Genomic DNA, 16,956 nt, shown 5'->3' with positions numbered 1-16,956 from the left:
AAATAAAAAACGGAGGTTATATAAAATGTATGAATTTCAAAATCAATTGCAAAATCTGAATGTCGATGATTTCCAGGTAACTCAGCCGGTTCCATGGGATCAAAACCAGTACAATCTGGATGATTCGTCCCGGCAATTCATTGGTGTGGGTGGCTGCTTTGGCTGTTTTGGCTGTTTCTTGTGCTTCGGTTGCTTTGGTTGCGGCGGTCGCTGTGGTCGCTGTGGTCGCTGTGGCGGATGCGGACGCTGCGGAGGTTGCGGCGGTCGTTGCGGACGTTGCGGCGGTTAAGTATCCAGGTTTTCTAAAGGAAGTCCCTGCATGTGCAGGGACTTTTCTTTATAGCATGAGACATAAGGGACAAATTGTCGTACATAGGATTAAAGTGAAGTGCTGTGCTAATGGCAGCACTTAGAATGCATCGGGTTAGGAGGAACGGAATGGTGAATTTGACCCCTTCTATGCGTTTAAAAGTGAAAAGGGATACGTTTTTTCTTCCGGAACCGAACAGAGGTGTGTATTTCAGGAATAACATAAGTTCGTTCCGTATGGAGGGCAGCTCGATCGTACAGTGGATTGAAAAGCTATTACCGATGTTCAACGGGAATCATACATTAAGCGAGTTGACGGACGGATTGCCTGGCCCATACCGGAACAGGGTGATGGAAATTGCCGAGGTTTTGTACGGTAATGGGTTTGTTCGGGATGTGAGTCAGGACAGTCCCCATCAATTAAGGAATCAAGTACTTGAAAGGTATGCTTCACAAATCGAGTTCCTGGAAAGCTGCGGCGATTCCGGGGCCTACCGTTTTGAAACTTATCGAAAGAAAAAGGCGTTGGCTATAGGTTCTGGCCCATTGTTCCTTTCATTGGTGTCCTCACTGATTGAAACCGGATTGCCGACATTCCATATCTTCATTACGGACACGGTACCGACCAATAGAAAAAGATTGAATGAAATCGTGACACATGCGCGTAAGACGGACGACGAGGTTGCCATAGGGGAGGTCGTGCGTGAAAAGGGAGTAGAGATTGAATGGCAGGAGATCGTGCAGCCTTTTGACTCCATTTTATATGTGTCACAAGAGGGTGATATAGAGGAGTTAAGAGAACTTCATTCGGTTTGCAGGCAAGGGAAGAAGATCCTGTTTCCTGCATTGATCATCAATCAAGTAGGCATGGCTGGTCCGCTCGTCCATCCGGATTCCAAGGGGTGTTGGGAGTCCGCTTGGCATCGTTTACATCAAGCTGAGCTGGAAAAAGGTCAGGCACCATCTTCCTTTTCCGCCACAGCCGGAGCGATGTTAGCCAATATAATGGCATTCGAATGGTTTAAAGACGCTACAGGCGTTACGACTGCAGAACAAGCCAATCAATTTTATCTGTTGGATATGGATACATTGGAGGGAAAATGGCATCCGTTCATTCCCCATCCGGGAGTGACGGGAAAGGGGACTGCTGCATGGATTGAAGATTTTGATCAACGGCTCGAGCAGAAATCGGACCCGAGTGAGCCGGGGAAGGTGTTTATGTATTTCAGCCGGTTGACATCCGCGGAATCCGGAATCTTTCATCGTTGGGATGAGGGAGATTTAAAACAGCTGCCGTTGGCCCAATGCCGCGTTCAGGTTGTTGATCCGCTGTCGTCCGGTCCGGCCGAACTGCTGCCCGAAATTATCCGTTCAGACCTGACGCATGAGGAAGCGAGAAGGGAAGCCGGTCTTGCAGGAGTTGAAGCATATGTATCCCGAACTCTCAGCCAGCTCGTCCCGACTCTTCCACCGCTTCAGGGGGCAGACGATATAAAGGAATCGTCCGGTGTCGGAGCAGGGGAAACATTTGCTGAATGTGTTTGCCGTGGATTGCAAAGCAGTTTGGATAAAGAGTTTGGCAATAAGAGGTTCAACCAGGAGAAACTCGTGACGGTGCAGTTGGCTCAAGTGGAAGATGAGCGCTGCAGATATTATCTACAAGCGCTGACCCGGCTTCAAGGAGAACCGATCATCGCGTTGGGTGAGGAAGTGTCCGGTTTCCCGGTAGTTTGGGCAGGAACGAGCGACGGTTGGTCCGGAGCTGTCGGTTTGAATGTAACGATCGCCTTACGGAATGCCTTGCAAAAGGCCGTCATGAAAGTCCAAAATCAGACGGTTTGCTTAACAGCTCCAGGTTTAGTGGCATCACCTGTTCTTGAGGAAGAAAAGATGCCCCTGAATCTTGTGATTCCTTCATGCGGGGTGAAAGGGAATTCCGAACTAGTACAGTCGGCCATTCAAGTTTTGAAGAAGAACAATAAGCGAATTTGTGTTTTCGAATTAAATCTGGAACCTTTCTTGAAGGAAGAAATGGCAGGAGTGTTTGGGGTGTTCTTGCGAGAGGAGGAATCAGGGTGAAAACTGACGTATTGGTTGTCGGGGAAGGAGTGTTGGCCGACCATGTTCATGGGGACCTGTCCGGCCAATATCAGGTGAATCGCCAAACCGATTTCGAGGCAGGAATACCGAAAACGGCGGCTATGGTCCTTCTGCTGCAAGATGCCTGGAATCCCGCCGTCCATTTAAAGGCGGAAGAGGTGATAAGGCAAGCGGGCATTCCATGGCTGCGGGGGTTCGTATCATTTGGAGAGGGAGTGATAGGTCCGTTGGTGCGCCCGGATGTTCCTGGCTGCTCACAGTGTGCGGACCAAAGGCATCTCATGGCCGGGCGCGATCGAAAAGAAATGTGGGGAATCCGCAAACAGCTGGAGGAAAATGGGGGGATAGATCGTGATGCGGCTGCATCACGCACAGGCCTTTTACAGATGGCACACTTGATTTGTGCAGAGGTAAGGAAGGCGATGAAAGGGGAAGGCGCCCGTTCGGAAGGGTGTGTATCAATCATCAACTTGAAAACGCTGAATGGCTCGTGGCACTCATTTTTACCAGATCCATTGTGTCCGGTTTGCTCAGCATTACCTGATGACTCGAAGGAGCGTGCCAGGATTTCGTTGCAGCCAAGTCCGAAGATCAGTCCCGGCAGTTACCGTACCCGTTCAATGGAGGAGCTGAATGAAGTTCTGGCCAAGGATTACCTGGACCATCGCACAGGTTTCTTGAATAATAAAATGATAGACCTTGTGCCGCCATTTGCCGATGTAAGTGTTAATTTGCCTTTGTTCATAGGAGATGAGGGGGCGGCAGGCCGTACTCTCTCATATGCGGTCAGTGAGATGACTGCCATATTGGAGGGATTGGAAAGGTATTGCGGAATGGAGCCCCGCGGTAAACGGACAGTCATACATGACAGTTACAACAACCTTAAAGATTTTGCGCTCGATCCCATCAGGATAGGGGTACACTCGAAGGAAAATTATGCACAGCGGGATTTCCCGTTTCAGCCGTTTAATCCTGACCGCTCGATAGATTGGGTGTGGGGCCACTCATTTTTGCAAGAGCGGCCGATCTTGGTCCCGGAATTGCTTTCCTATTACAGCTTGGGCTGCGGTCATGGATTTGTCTATGAAACTTCCAATGGCTGTGCTTTAGGGGGAAGTTTGGAGGAGGCCATTTTCTACGGCATCATGGAAGTGGTCGAACGTGATTCGTTTCTTCTGACCTGGTATGCGCAGCTGCCCCTCACACGTCTTGACCCATATTCAGCAAATGACAAAGAACTTGAGCTGATGATTGACAGGGCGAGGGCGGCAGCGGGATATGATATCCATTTGTTTAATTCGACCATGGAACATGGTATCCCGAGCGTATGGGCGTTGGCGAAAAACAGGAAACAAAAAGGATTGAATATCATCTGTGCCGCAGGGGCCCATCTGGACCCGGTCCGGGCTGTGAAAAGCGCGGTTTTCGAGTTGGCGGGCATGATGCTGACACTTGACGATAAATTGGAAGAGAACCAGGATGAGGTTGAGAAAATGCTGCATGATTCCTCACTGGTACGGAAAATGGATGATCATGGTATGCTTTACGGTTTACCGCAAGCCGAAGAGCGGCTGCAGTTTCTGCTGGATGATGACCGCCCGATGCGAACATTCGCTGAAGAATACGGGGAAAAGGTGAACCATCCGGACTTGACGGAAGATTTGCAGGAAATCCTTCAGGAGTTTCGCCGATTGCAACTCGAGGTGATCGTGGTGGGTCAGACGACACCGGAAATTGCACGGAATGGATTACATTGCGTGAAAGTGCTGATACCGGGGATGCTGCCGATGACATTCGGCCATCATCTTACCCGCATAACGGGGCTTGAGAGAATACTGAGGGTTCCGATGGAAATAGGATATGCTGAACGGCCGCTTGAATTCGAACAGCTCAATCCGCATCCGCATCCTTTTCCATAAGCGGTGATTTAGGAGGTTGGAGGATGAGTCTAGAGGCATTTTTACACAATTTGCATTTTGATATCGAAAAGGCAAGTCCGCCGGATTGGGAAGTGGATTGGGATGATGCACCGCTAACGTATAAGCTTTACCGTGACTTGCCTGTTTTTCCGCTATCACTGGAGGTGCCGCTGACGCTCGAGGGGTGCAGCGGACCTTCAAAACAGGACCTCGAAGGAATCGGTCATTTTCTCTGGTATGCATATGGCCTGACCCAAGTCAGTCAGGTACCGAGTTCCTCGGAATCTGAGGACCTCATGCAGTCATTCCGGCGTTTTCCGCCATCAGGCGGAGCTTTGTATCCAAGTGAATTGTACGTGTACTTGAAGCTGGAGGGATTATCTGCTGGTGTATACCATTATGATGCGGCACACCACCGGTTGGTTTTGCTGCGGGAAGGGAATTTTGATTCATATATAACAAAAGCTCTTGGTGAAACCTTTGATATGTCCGCATGCTTTGGCACCGTTTTTGTATCGACGATGTTTTGGAAAAACTTCTACAAATATAATAACTTTTCATACCGTCTGCAAGGTCTGGATGCAGGCGTGCTTCTTGGACAGTTGCTCGAAGTGGCGAAACGGTTTGGAATCGCAGCCGGGGTGTGCTTCCAATTCCTTGATCGGGCCATCAATCATCTGCTCGGGCTTTCGGAAGAGGAAGAGAGCACGTATGCTGTGATCCCCTTATCGGAAGAACCTTCTTTTAGATTTAGAGAAGAAAGGAGTATGGACCGGCCTGTCAATTCAACGGAATTATTGCTGGAATTGACGGATATTCAGCCCCAACACTATGTTCGGTCGCGAAGAATCAGGGAATTTCCGATGCTGACTAAAATGAATGAAGCATCCATGATCGAATCCACCCAATCATTCCGGCGGATCAGTCCGAAGAATGGGGCGAAGCCCGAAGGACATATTGTAGCCCTTCCTATCGTGAAGCGGTTGTCCTATGACTTGGCATCAGTTTGCCGGAAGCGATTTTCACCTGAAATGGACTTCGTACTCGGTAAAGTCAGTCAATGGCAACTGGCTGCTCTCCTGCAGGAGGCAACCGCTTCGTTCTCCTATCGAAATGACTTGGATGGAAAAAGCGAGAACAACGAACATCGCGTTTCATTATATGCTTGTTTGTATAATGTGGAAGACATTCAAGATGGTGCATACCATTACGACAGCACGACACATTCATTACGACAGATACAATCAGGAGATCAGAGGCTCCTATTGCAATACGGAATGTCCCTCGATATCATGAATTTTCAGCAAGTGCCGATCTGCATACATGTAGTTGGTGAGCGGGATTATTCCAAAACGCAACTTGGATATAGAGGATACCGCATCCAGCAAATGGAAGCGGGGATGCTCGTTCAGAAATTACTGCTAGCGTCGTCAGCCCTCGGAATGAACGGACACCCGCTGCTCGGCTTTGATGTGAATATGTGTGATGAACTTTACAAGATAGGCGGTCCGCAAAGGAAAACGGGCCTGATCCAAATCCCGATCGGACACTATCATGATCGCCCTTGGCTGAAGGGGAGTCTGCATAGTTAAAGATGTAATTATAGCCTTCATTCCTTTTAAAGAATGAAGGCCGTTTCTATTAAATGAGGAAAATCCCATTATTAATAAAGGGTCTTTTCGTTAAGATTGTTGTTTTTAAAACGAAACGATTTAAGGTTGATTGGAGCGCAAGTGCGAGACTCCTGCGGGAGCAGCGGGACAGGTGAGACCCCACAGGCGTTTACGCCGAGGAGGCTCACCGCCCGCCCCGCTAAAAAGCGAGCATCTGGAGGGGAAATCAACCACACCGCATTACTTGGTAAATGGCAACAAAGTATGCGAAAACAGCCTTAATAAAAAACTGGAACTTGAAAAATGGTATAGCTTCCAACCTAAAAGTGCAATACTCCCGGCTGAAGATTATACTGAATTATAAGGTTTTACTGCTTTTGGGAATGAATAAGTATATAAAGTTCATAATGTAGTACGCTTTTAACTAAACATTTTAAAGGATGTAGCTTATGGAATGGAAAATTGACAGAAAATCCAAGAAGCCTTTATATAAACAAATAGCAGCTTACATCGAGAGTGGCATTGCTGATGGAACATTTTTATTGGATAAGCCGCTACCGTCTGAACGCTTCTTGGCTAGTGAACTGGGAGTTAACAGAAGCACAGTTGTTAAGGCTTATGATGAATTGGAAGCAAATGGACTGGTTGAACGAATAAAAGGAAGCGGAACGATGATCAGCAAGGATATCTGGGGAGTTACACGAAAACGTATACCTAGCTGGAATCGATATATTGAAGCGGGTTCTTTTTTGCCCAATATGCCAGTAACCCAAAGAATACGTAAAGAGACGGAAGGGCATCAAGTTATTAACTTAGCTAGCGGGGAGCTTTCAGAAGACTTATTTCCAGTCCAATCCTTACGTGAAATCATTTCCAATAGGTCCTTCATTGGCAGTTTGGGTTATGATCACCCACAGGGCAATGCGGTTTTGAGGGAAACGATAACCAATCATGTTAAACAGTATAGGAGAATTGACACGCATCCATCTTCCGTACTCATTACTTCTGGTGCACAGCAGGCCCTGCATCTGGTGGTCCAATGCTTGTTAAAGCCAGGAGATGCCGTTGTAATGGAAGATCCATCATATAGTTACAACCTTCCCATCTTTCAATCCGCGGGGCTAAGGATTTTTCCTTTACCAGTTGATAAAGATGGCATCAACCCGGAGGATTTATTGGAACTCCATAAAAAACACCGGATCAGGATGATTTTTTTGAACCCTGTATTTCAAAACCCTACAGGAACTGTCCTGCATATCAACCGCCGCAAACGGATTCTGGAACTTTCATCCGATTATGGAATACCGGTCATAGAAGACGATCCTTATAGTTTAACTTCCTTTGCCGGTGAAGAAATTTCCACTCTTAAATCGATGGATAACAACGGAAATGTTTTATATATAAGCTCATTGTCAAAAATTGTTGCTTCCGGTTTAAGAATTGGGTGGATTATCGGACCTAAATCCGTTATAGAGAGACTATCTGATGCTAAGCAGCAGGTTGATTTCGGCCATGGCTCATTCACTCAATGGATTGCAAATGATTTTTTGGATTCAGAGTATTTTCCTGCCCATATTACCTACTTAAGGGAGCAACTGGAAAAAAGAAGGGATGCAATCGTTTCGAGTCTTCAACAATTCCTGCATAAAGAAGTTGAGTATTATTCGCCAAATGGTGGAATTCATTTGTGGTGTAAGCTTAGGGTGCCATTGAACGAAATAAAGTTACTGGAGGAATCCATCAAAAGGGGAGTCATATACGTTCCAGGTTCAACCTTAGGTACAAATAAGGAATATGTACGCTTTACTTTTGCAAGGGAAAATGAGGATTCCATTCACGAAGGCATCAAAAGGTTTGCAGAGGCTGTAAAAAGTTTATAATCATATGCTTTCATATTCATACTGTGGACAAACTGGTTCGGTTTGCCTGCAGTTTTTTTTATTAAAAGGTTCCGGTGATTTCAGAAATCCACTCCCTTTCCGCCGACTGTCTGCCAAGCCTCCTCGGCGTAAGCGCCTGTGGTGTCTCGGCTAGCCAGTAATTCGGCAGGAGTGTCGCAAATTTCTTCAATCCAATAAGTGTTACAGGAAAAAAACATGAAGGATAACCTAGTCTAGAACATGGTTCAGAATGAGACCGGCCTGCAGCTGGTTCTTTTAAAAAACGTTCCAGTTGATTGGAACTTAAAGTACGAGACTCCTGCTTAGAAAAGCGCGTCAAAGGGAGACCCCGCAGGCGAGCGCCGAGGAGGCTCCCGGACCGCCCGCGGAAAGCGAGTGCCTGGAGTGGAAATCCACATCTAAATGATAACCATACCCGAGGAGTTAAAGGTGTTGTTTTGGGTCAGTTGATTCAGGAACATCATTTGATGAAAGTTACGTTATTCGACGAACTTTTGTCTTTTTCGAGGAAGCAAGTTAGGTCTGGAGTTACCACAAGGCGTGGTATCTTAGCCGTTCCTTCAGAGGCGCTTTGCCCTTTTCTATGTATATTAACGAGAATTCAGCAAGTGGATGGTGGAAATTTCACTTGATTGGATGGCCCTAAAATTGGCTGTTCTTTTATTATAGAGAAGTAGGGTTTTCTAATATATTTACGATGAGCGATCAACCTGGGCAATTTAATTTTGACATGCCAATTAGGAATGATACACTGCGATATGCGATGAGAATCGGAATAATTTGAAATGGCTCAAGGAAGTAAAGGAGGCGTTGGATCATGACGATAAGTGTAATATTAGTAGTAGCCATTAGTTTAGTTGCCCTGGTTGGCACCCTTTCGTTAGCGGGGAAGAGTGATAGTGATTATTCTGCAGCAACGAGAGGGAATTTGCTGAACCTTAGTTACATTTATATGGGTCTTGCCCTAATATTAACTGTGGGCATCATCTACTTCGTAATAAAATTAGCCTAAGATATTATGTGAATGATTGCTATAATAGCAAATCAAAATGTATAGAAATATAGGCTTAATTATATAAAGCTAGTGTTTTGTACGAGTGATTTACAAGACATGCTCTATTTGCGGGAAATTGTGAATTTGTTCACATATGTGACGGAAATGTGAACGAAAAGAATCTGATTGATTCGTAAAAAAAATAGCTTTTGTAAGCCGAAATGAAGAGTTTGACAGTCACTACAAAGAAAAACTGACCGTCTCTTTCATTTAATCATTAGGCTCATTTCGTAAAGATTGTTGTTTTTAAAACGCAACGATTTAAGGTTGATTGGAGCGCAAGTGCGAGACTCCTGCGGGAGCAGCGGGACAGTTGATACCCCATAGGCATTTACGCCGAGGCGGCTCACCGCCCGCCCCGCTAAAAAGCGAGCATCTGGAGGGGAAATCAACCACATCGCTTTGTTTGGTAAATAGCAACAAATCATTCAAAAACAGCCAATCATTAAATTATAAAGTAGCGGAGATGATGAAATATGACAGTGCCTGTATTGATTTTGACAATTATCTTAGGTTTGCTTAAATTATTAGTTACCTGCCTTCCAACCGATGCAGTGAATTGGATTCTGAGTAAATTTAAAATACATTCAGAAATTAGTGGCGCGAATGCAATCGTAACCTTTGATGGAAAACGTTTGGAAGGTGAAGACAAAATTCAAGTAATTGATTATTTTAACGAAGCTAAGTTTTTGAAAAAAAATCATATATTTCCAGGGAACGAGCAATTGTTTTTACATCCAGAGAACAGTGGGATTCCAATAATGATTGATACTAAAAGAGGAAAAAATGATGTTCGATTATTTGTGTACATTTACAACGACCACGTGGATGTAGTCAAACAGTACAAGAATAAGGTAGTTGCGTATAGCCTTCTTTCCGAGAGCCTCCAAGAACGTTCCATGCCAGTAATAAGGAATTTAGTTTAAAAGGAACATAAAAAAAAGACGTCTTTAAATGGACTGCACCCCAATTGTTAGTAACTTACAAGCAATTGGAGATGCAGTTTTTTATATGATTCGTGTATTGGTAAGTACATGTACTTTTTTACGGATCGGCCAAAAGTCAGTCGTTCTCGGTCAATACCTTTAAAGTCTTTTCCCTGATGCTTATCCTGTTTTTATAATCTTTAGCGACCAACTCTGTATATATTAAATCAAAAAGTAATAGCAGCGGAAGCAATGGGGAGATGTTTTGCCCCATATGCATGCTGTTCTTGCTCGTGACCAATAGCGATATATCGCCAAGCTTTGAGAGCTCGGAATTCTTATCCCCAGTAAAGATCAGGATGCGTGAGCCTTGCCTCTTTGCGATTTTAACTGCAGAAATCACTTCTTTCGTTGTTCCGGAAATGGAAATGCCGATGACAACGCTATTCTCGTTACTTAAAGCTGCATCCATCATTGACTGGTGGGGATCTGTAATAGCTTCAACAGTTAAGCCGATACGGAAAAACTTTGACTTGAACTCCTGTGCCGCTATACCTGAACTCCCTATTCCATAAACATGAATCTTATTTGCCTGTGTAAGGTAAGATACGGCTTTTTGGATATCGTCATATGTGGTTATATGAAAGGTATTATCAATGATACCTAAGTGATCTTGATACAGTTTAGCGAAGTAATCCACCTGCTTGATGTTCTTCATATTTTTCGGTGTATTTCGGAGATCCACGAACCTTTTTAACTCATGCCTGAACTCATTGAACCCGGAAAAGGCTAATTTCTGGCAAAAACGCGTAATGGTTGCAGGTGAAATATGAAGCTTTTTAGCGATTTGACTAATGGTTAACTGACTTACTTCTTCAGGGCGCTGCAGAATGTAATTGGCCAATTCTTCTTCTGTTTTGGTGAATTTGTCCATGCTGCACTCAATGCCATATATGAGGTTTTCTGCGAGATATTCCATTTGATCACCCATTTCAAATTTCTTATATGTATTCATAGTTTAATGTATCCATTGGCGGCGTCAATAACCTGAGGAGCCGTGAATCGCAAAAAAGACCCAAACTGTTGCCAGTCTGGGTCTTTTCATTACTATGTGCAATGTTCTATTCTTGGATAGCATCCACGAATCTTTTAGTGATTTGCTGCGGCCTGGTAATGGCACCGCCAACTACTACTGCATGGACATTCATATCCAATACAGAGCGGGCGATTTCTGGTGTCATGACATTTCCTTCCGCGATCACTTTCGCTTTTTTCACTGCTTTTACGATCTCTTTGAGCACAGCATAGTCATCCTGATATATTTTCTGGCCGAACGTTTCGTCGGTATAGCCGAATAAAGTGGGCGCTACGATATCGAATCCTAATTCGTCAGCGAAAATGGCTTCCTCAATGGTGGATACATCCGCCATTAGTAAAACATCCGGATATTTTGCTCTTATTTCGCCATAAAACTGCTTTAGCGTTTTACCGTCCGGTCTTATCCGCGATGTAGCATCCGTCGCAATGATTTCCGCTTTCGTTTCCATCAATGCATCGATTTCGGCCATGGTGGGAGTGATATAGACATCGTTTTGTCCATACACCTGTTTAATGATCCCTATGACTGGAAGGTCCACATTTTTCTTGATTTCGATTATGTCAGCTACAGAGTTTGCGCGGATGCATTTCGCACCGCCTTCTTTGGCAGCAATGGCCATGCGTCCCATAATAAAAGAGCTGTGCAGCGGCTCATTCTCCAATGCTTGACATGATACAATTAAGCTTTTGTGAATTTTATCCAGCACCTGTTGCATGTTTAACACGTCCTTATCGTTATCTATGTTCTTAATGACCCAAGAATTCTTCCACTTCATTTTTGATGATCGTCACTTGGGGACCGTATACTATTTGAATGCCATTTCCTTTTTTTACGACGCCTTTTGAACCGGTTTGTTTAATGACGTCTTCTTTCACCAATGATTCATCCTTTACCGTGACACGCAGACGGGTTGCACAGCAATCGACTATATCGATATTTTCCTGTCCGCCTAAACCATTGACGATGGTCTGGGTTCTTTCAGATGCGGTTACTTGTGTAACGGCGGCCTGTTCATCATCTTCACGGCCGACCACTTTCAAATTCTTCTTCCTGATCAAGAATTTAAAAGTGAAGTAGTATAGGAAAAACCATGGAATGCCGACGAGCAGTACATAAATCCAGTTTGTTTTACTGATTCCCTGGAGTATCCCGAATAAAGTAAAATCAATAAACCCTCCGGAAAAGGTTTGACCGATCGTTATATTGAATATATCTGCCATCATGAAGGCAAGTCCGTCAAACAAGGCATGAAAAACATAAAGGATCGGGGCGACAAATAAGAAACTGAATTCAAGAGGCTCGGTTATGCCTGTTAAGAAAGAGGTCAAGGCAGCTGAAAGAAGCAAGCCGGCCACGACTTTCTTATTTTTAGGTTTAGCGCAGTGATAAATGGCCAGTGCCGCGCCGGGTAAACCAAACATCATCGTGATGAACCGTCCGGACATGAACCGGGAAACACCCTCATAGTACTTGACGGTAGTCGGATCGGCCAATTGCGCAAAGAAGATATTCTGGGTCCCGCTTACAATCTGCCCTTTTATCTCCATCGTTCCGCCTAATGCTGTTTGCCAGAAGGGAAGGTAGAAAATATGGTGCAACCCTAACGGCCCGAGCATCCGTAATATGAATCCGTAAAAGAAAGTCCCGATCGTACCTGTGCTCGTTACCAGCGCACCTAATTGGTTAATGAGAAGCTGGAAATAAGGCCACACGATAAAAAGCACGGCTCCAACCAAGATGGATGCGAAGGAAACGATGATCGGAATGAAACGGGAACCACCGAAAAACCCTAAAACTTGCGGAAGCTGAATTTTATTATATTTATTGTGCAAAAATGCGGCGACGACACCTACTACGATACCGCCAAACACACCGGTCTCCAGTGTTTGGATCCCGACCGCCATTCCCTGTCCGGCACCTGCCAAATTCTCTTTGGCAAGTTCCCCGTTAATTTGAAGCAGTGCATTTATCGAACTGTTCATGACGAAGTAGCCGATCATGGCTGCCAGTGCAGCGGTCCCTTTATCCGAACGTGCCAAGCCTACTGCAACACCTACGGCAAAAATGACCGGCAAGTTGCCGAATACGATGCTTCCTGCAGAACTCATGATCGTGAAAATGGCCTGCAGCCAAGCAAAGTCTAAAAAAGGATAGGCCTCAACTGTATTTGGATTGGAAAGCGCACCGCCAATTCCCAGCAATAAACCGGCCGCTGGCAAAACGGCTATCGGGAGCATAAAAGATTTACCGAACTGCTGCGCTTTCTCAAAAGCTTTCTTCATAATAATTCCTCCCTCATTATAACGAGCCTTTGATACTCTCTATTTTTTATCGCTCTATACTAGTTATATTAAATCTCTGTGAGAGCGTTTTCAATGAGATGCAAGGTTATATCAATTGTTTTCAATCCTGCGCTCAATTCTCTGAAAAAGTTTTCAAAACAGGAGCTCGCTTGGCTGTCTGTTGGCTGATATAAAGTTATATGAATATATTGAAATCTCCTTATGCTTATTTTTATAATTCGTGTATTGGAGAGTAAATGTACTATTTAATAAAAAAAAACATTTTTTTTGTGCGAAATCCGAATATTATCTTGTGCAATTAAAAAAAAGTATATATAATTACCTCAAACGATAGTTTGGCAGGTGATAGTCATCTTACCGGTAAACTCTAACGAAACGAAGAAATTGCTTTCTCATATGTATAATGAGGTATCGAAGGAATTGTTCGGCTTTGGTACGACGCTGCTGAAGGTTACTGTTGAGCAGAATGTGATTACATTTCAGGCCAAACATCGACGTGCCCCGCGCTCTGAAGCTTTGGAAGGGGAAGTTCCCAGCCTGAAGCAGGAGGTTGACTTTCATATGTCCCTGCTTTATAAAAAGAAATTGAAACAAAAGCTGGAAACGCAAACAAATTGGGATATTGAAGCTGTCCTGAGGGATTATGACTCAGCGACGCAGCTGGCATTCACCAATATTGTTTTGAAGGAAAAAATTAAGTAATCATATAAATGGATTTCACTTCGGATTTATCTGGAGGGAACGCCACTAGAGAACCAAATGATAAGTTTTAACTTTGTTTACAAAGAAAAGACAATCTTGGGTAGAATTTCAATTCTATTTAAGATTGTCTTTTTTTACATTTATATCAGTAAAAAGGAAATTTTAAACAATATGAACTTGGAGGTTTGGATGATGAAAAAAATATTGATGATGTTATCACTTTTCACATTAGTTTTAGCTGCATGCTCTTCAAAAGAGGGTGGGAAGGAAAAACCAACCAAATTAGTCGTTTCCACTTGGGGATTCGCCGATGATTTCTTCCGTCCGGAAGTTTATGAGCCATTTGAAAAGAAGCATAATGTAGAGATTGTTGTTGATTCAGGAAATAATGCAGATCGATTGAACAAAGTACGCCAAGCGAATAGCGATGTGGATGTTATCTATTTATCCGACTACTATGCACAGCAGGGCATCGATGAAGGATTATTTGAGAAAGTCGACCATGGCAAAATTCCGAATATTGATAATATATACGACAAAGCAAAAGCACCGAATGGCGATGACTTTGGACCAGCCTATACGATTGCACAATTTGGAATTGCCTATAATCCCGATGAAGTGAGTAAACCGATCACCTCTTGGAAAGATCTTTGGAGCAAGGATTTGGCAGGGAAGATCACGATCCCATCCATCACTTCAACAACTGGACCGATGTTTTTGGATGCCGCTTCAAAAGTTAGCGGAAGTAAAGAGTTCAATGAAGATAAAGCCTTCGATCAAATGAAAAAGATCATGCCGAATGCGGTTAAGGAATATGGGCAAACATCAGAGTTCGTCAACATGTTCTCGCAAGGGGAGATCGCTGCAGGCCCGATCATGGAAATGTATTTTGGCGATTTACAGGAAGCCGTTCCCAATGCTAAGTTCATTTCCCCTGAAGAAGGCGGCTACGCAGTGATGAATACGGTGAATATTGTTAAAGCCAGCGATCAAAAAGAATTGGCCGGCGAATTCATGAATTACATCTTAAGCAAGGAAGTTCAGGAAAAATCAGCGAAAGCGAAAGTGGATTCTCCTGTCAATACGGAAGTCAAGCTCTCTAAAACGGAAGCGAAAGGCTTAACCTATGGAGATGACGTCATTAACAGCCTCCGTGTATTGGACATGAAGTATGTAAATGAGGACTCTAAACAATGGATCGATCGTTGGAATCGTGAGATTACACACTAAGAAAGAAACGAGGTGTGCTTGATGAAGAAAAAAATGATTCTTGATGTGGATACTGGAATAGATGATGCAATCGGGATCATTCTTGCTGTTAAAAGCCGTCAATTCGACATATTGGCGGTAACAACGGTGAACGGGAATGTATCACTTGATACGGCCACATTGAATACATGCAAAATATTGGATTTATTGAGTGAACAGGACATTTCAGTCATAAAGGGGGCAGATAGACCAATTATCAGGAGCCCCTTTTTTGAACACCGGGTCCATGGCGAAGACGGGATTGGCGGAGCCTTGAAGGATGTGCCAGTCAAAAAGCGGCCTGATGATGGATTTGCTTCTGATTTCATCATCAATTCCATTTTGAATTTTCCAGGTGAAGTGACGCTTGTCATGACGGGACCTCTTACGAATTTGGCATTAGCGGTGAAAAAATGTCCGCAAATCACCAAGCTCGTTAAAGAAGTCATTTTCATGGGCGGAGTCGTTCAAGGGGTTGGCAATGTCACGCCAACCTCTGAATATAACACGTATGTCGATCCTGAAGCAGCCAAAATCGTATTACAGGCGGGATTCACATCCATCACGCAAGTTGGTCTTGATGTCACGAGAAAGGTTCTATTGGGTGAAGAACATATCCAACTGATTCAAAACCTTGAACTTGCCGACTATATAAGGGAAAGTACATCAGATTATCGGAAAAGGTATTTTGAACGTAACGGTATATGGGCCTGTGCGATGCATGATCCATTGGCTGTAGCCATTGCTTTGCAAGAAGATCTTGTCACCAGAGAAGATTATTATGTGGATGTTGAAACAAAGAGTGAGCTTTGTGACGGACAGATGGTCTGCGACTTTCAAAATAGGCTGATGAAGCCGCCAAATGCGCATGTTTGTCTGGACGTCGATGCAGAAGCGTTTTTCGACCTGTTCATTCGCATAATCAATTCATAAATCATACGAACAGGGGGTTCCGAGGTGAAAAAACGCTATCTATACCTGTTGCTGTTTCCGGGCGTTCTATTTTTAACGATTTTCATGATCATTCCGATCCTAATGACGATTGGCACGACATTTTTTAATGAAAGCGGCGGCTTTTCCATACAAGGATATCTCGATTTTTTCCAAGATCGATACTTTATTGAAATTCTGCTGACGACACTTAGGGTGAGTCTCTTCACGACAATCATTTGCATTCTATTAGGATTTCCGGCAGCTTATTATATTTCAAAACTGAAACAACGAAAAAAAGCCATCATGCTTTTGCTGACGATCTTCCCGCTATTGACAAGCCCTGTGGTCCGCTCATTCAGCTGGATGGTGATCATCGGTAAAAACGGTGTGGTGAATAAATTGCTCATGGGCATGGGCTTGATTGAAAAGCCGCTGGATATTTTGTACACGCCTACTGCCATCATCATCGGATTGGTCCATTTATTCCTGCCATTGATCATCGTGACGCTGGTGGGTGTGATGGAGAACATCGAAACTGACTTATTAAAAGCGGCGGAGAGCCTTGGAGCATCAAGGTTGGCCGTATTCTCGAAAGTGGTCATCCCGCTTTCGGTTCCTGGTTTGGTCATTGGCAGCATCCTTGTTTTTGTAGGGAGCTTCACGGCCTATACAACGCCTGCTTTATTAGGCGGGAAACAGCGGGTCATTTCGACATTTCTTTACCAAAACGCGATTACTTTGAACGAATGGCAAGTGGCATCGATTGTCGCTACCATAATGATTGCGGTGACAGTCCTAATCATATCGATCATGAATGGTTTGGCAAAAAAATTAAATCCAAAGGGGTAG

The 16,956-nt window shown here is 44.2% G+C and carries 15 protein-coding genes; 11 read left to right on the top strand and 4 right to left on the bottom strand.

All coding sequences use genetic code 11. The features are described from left to right. The first annotated feature begins 25 nt into the window (after nt 1-25). The 5 genes from QNH43_RS22510 to QNH43_RS22485 all read left to right on the top strand — a co-directional run bounded on the left by QNH43_RS22510 (nt 26) and on the right by QNH43_RS22485 (nt 7,821). Complete coding sequence (locus QNH43_RS22510; protein ID WP_076372345.1) at nt 26-289, top strand: heterocycloanthracin/sonorensin family bacteriocin; 264 nt, start codon at nt 26-28, stop codon at nt 287-289. A 149-nt stretch (nt 290-438) separates the two neighbouring features. Continuing rightward, entirely contained in the window at nt 439-2,388 is a 1,950-nt protein-coding gene (locus tag QNH43_RS22505; protein WP_283915764.1) for a putative thiazole-containing bacteriocin maturation protein, read from the top strand. Continuing rightward, nucleotides 2,385-4,328 (top strand): TOMM precursor leader peptide-binding protein, encoded by a 1,944-nt coding sequence (locus tag QNH43_RS22500; RefSeq protein WP_283915763.1) that lies wholly within the window; start codon nt 2,385-2,387, stop codon nt 4,326-4,328. The genes QNH43_RS22505 and QNH43_RS22500 overlap by 4 nt, the downstream gene beginning before the upstream one ends. Nucleotides 4,329-4,351: 23 nt before the next feature. Then, nucleotides 4,352-5,920, top strand: a complete 1,569-nt coding sequence (locus tag QNH43_RS22495) for a SagB family peptide dehydrogenase (RefSeq protein ID WP_283915762.1) — start codon at nt 4,352-4,354, stop codon at nt 5,918-5,920. A gap of 470 nt (nt 5,921-6,390) precedes the next feature. Beyond that, nucleotides 6,391-7,821, top strand: a complete 1,431-nt coding sequence (locus QNH43_RS22485; RefSeq protein WP_283915761.1) for a MocR-like pyridoxine biosynthesis transcription factor PdxR — start codon at nt 6,391-6,393, stop codon at nt 7,819-7,821. A 61-nt stretch (nt 7,822-7,882) separates the two neighbouring features. On the opposite strand, the gene QNH43_RS22480 is transcribed toward QNH43_RS22485, so the two are convergent. Next, entirely contained in the window at nt 7,883-8,161 is a 279-nt protein-coding gene (locus QNH43_RS22480; RefSeq protein WP_283915760.1) for a hypothetical protein, read from the bottom strand. A 498-nt stretch (nt 8,162-8,659) separates the two neighbouring features. Here QNH43_RS22480 and QNH43_RS22475 point away from each other — a divergent pair, with 498 nt between their 5' ends. Together QNH43_RS22475 and QNH43_RS22470 are read left to right on the top strand one after the other, a co-directional pair. Continuing rightward, nucleotides 8,660-8,854, top strand: a complete 195-nt coding sequence (locus QNH43_RS22475; RefSeq protein WP_283915759.1) for a hypothetical protein — start codon at nt 8,660-8,662, stop codon at nt 8,852-8,854. Nucleotides 8,855-9,372: 518 nt separating this feature from the next. Beyond that, on the top strand, nt 9,373-9,822 hold the full coding sequence (locus tag QNH43_RS22470) for a YfmQ family protein (RefSeq protein WP_283915758.1): 450 nt from the start codon (nt 9,373-9,375) through the stop codon (nt 9,820-9,822). A 136-nt stretch (nt 9,823-9,958) separates the two neighbouring features. Here QNH43_RS22470 and QNH43_RS22465 read toward each other — a convergent pair whose 3' ends face one another. From QNH43_RS22465 to QNH43_RS22455, 3 genes are all read right to left on the bottom strand, one after another. Then, on the bottom strand, nt 9,959-10,837 hold the full coding sequence (locus QNH43_RS22465; RefSeq protein WP_260320996.1) for a MurR/RpiR family transcriptional regulator: 879 nt from the start codon (nt 10,835-10,837) through the stop codon (nt 9,959-9,961). Between the two features lie 106 nt (nt 10,838-10,943). Next, entirely contained in the window at nt 10,944-11,636 is a 693-nt protein-coding gene (locus tag QNH43_RS22460; RefSeq protein ID WP_283918425.1) for an N-acetylmannosamine-6-phosphate 2-epimerase, read from the bottom strand. Between the two features lie 31 nt (nt 11,637-11,667). Further along, entirely contained in the window at nt 11,668-13,203 is a 1,536-nt protein-coding gene (locus QNH43_RS22455; protein ID WP_283915757.1) for a maltose/glucose-specific PTS transporter subunit IIC, read from the bottom strand. Nucleotides 13,204-13,620: 417 nt separating this feature from the next. Between QNH43_RS22455 and QNH43_RS22450 the strand changes: the two genes are divergently transcribed. The 4 genes from QNH43_RS22450 (at nt 13,621) to QNH43_RS22435 (ending at nt 16,956) form a co-directional block, all read left to right on the top strand. After that, nucleotides 13,621-13,926 carry a DUF2294 domain-containing protein gene (locus QNH43_RS22450; protein ID WP_081395810.1) on the top strand — a complete coding sequence of 102 codons (306 nt, stop codon included), beginning with the start codon at nt 13,621-13,623 and terminating at the stop codon, nt 13,924-13,926. 192 nt (nt 13,927-14,118) lie between these two features. Beyond that, nucleotides 14,119-15,156: an ABC transporter substrate-binding protein gene (locus QNH43_RS22445; RefSeq protein ID WP_283915756.1), complete on the top strand. Its 1,038-nt coding sequence runs from the start codon at nt 14,119-14,121 to the stop codon at nt 15,154-15,156. A 21-nt stretch (nt 15,157-15,177) separates the two neighbouring features. Then, nucleotides 15,178-16,107 (top strand): nucleoside hydrolase, encoded by a 930-nt coding sequence (locus tag QNH43_RS22440; RefSeq protein ID WP_283915755.1) that lies wholly within the window; start codon nt 15,178-15,180, stop codon nt 16,105-16,107. Between the two features lie 24 nt (nt 16,108-16,131). After that, nucleotides 16,132-16,956: an ABC transporter permease gene (locus QNH43_RS22435; protein ID WP_192206493.1), complete on the top strand. Its 825-nt coding sequence runs from the start codon at nt 16,132-16,134 to the stop codon at nt 16,954-16,956.

The organism is Peribacillus simplex, assembly GCF_030123325.1.
In the GTDB taxonomy this organism is placed as follows: Bacteria; Bacillota; Bacilli; order Bacillales; family DSM-1321; genus Peribacillus; species Peribacillus simplex_D.
Note: the sequence above shows the minus strand (reverse complement) of the source record. Positions and strands in the feature narration are given on the sequence as shown.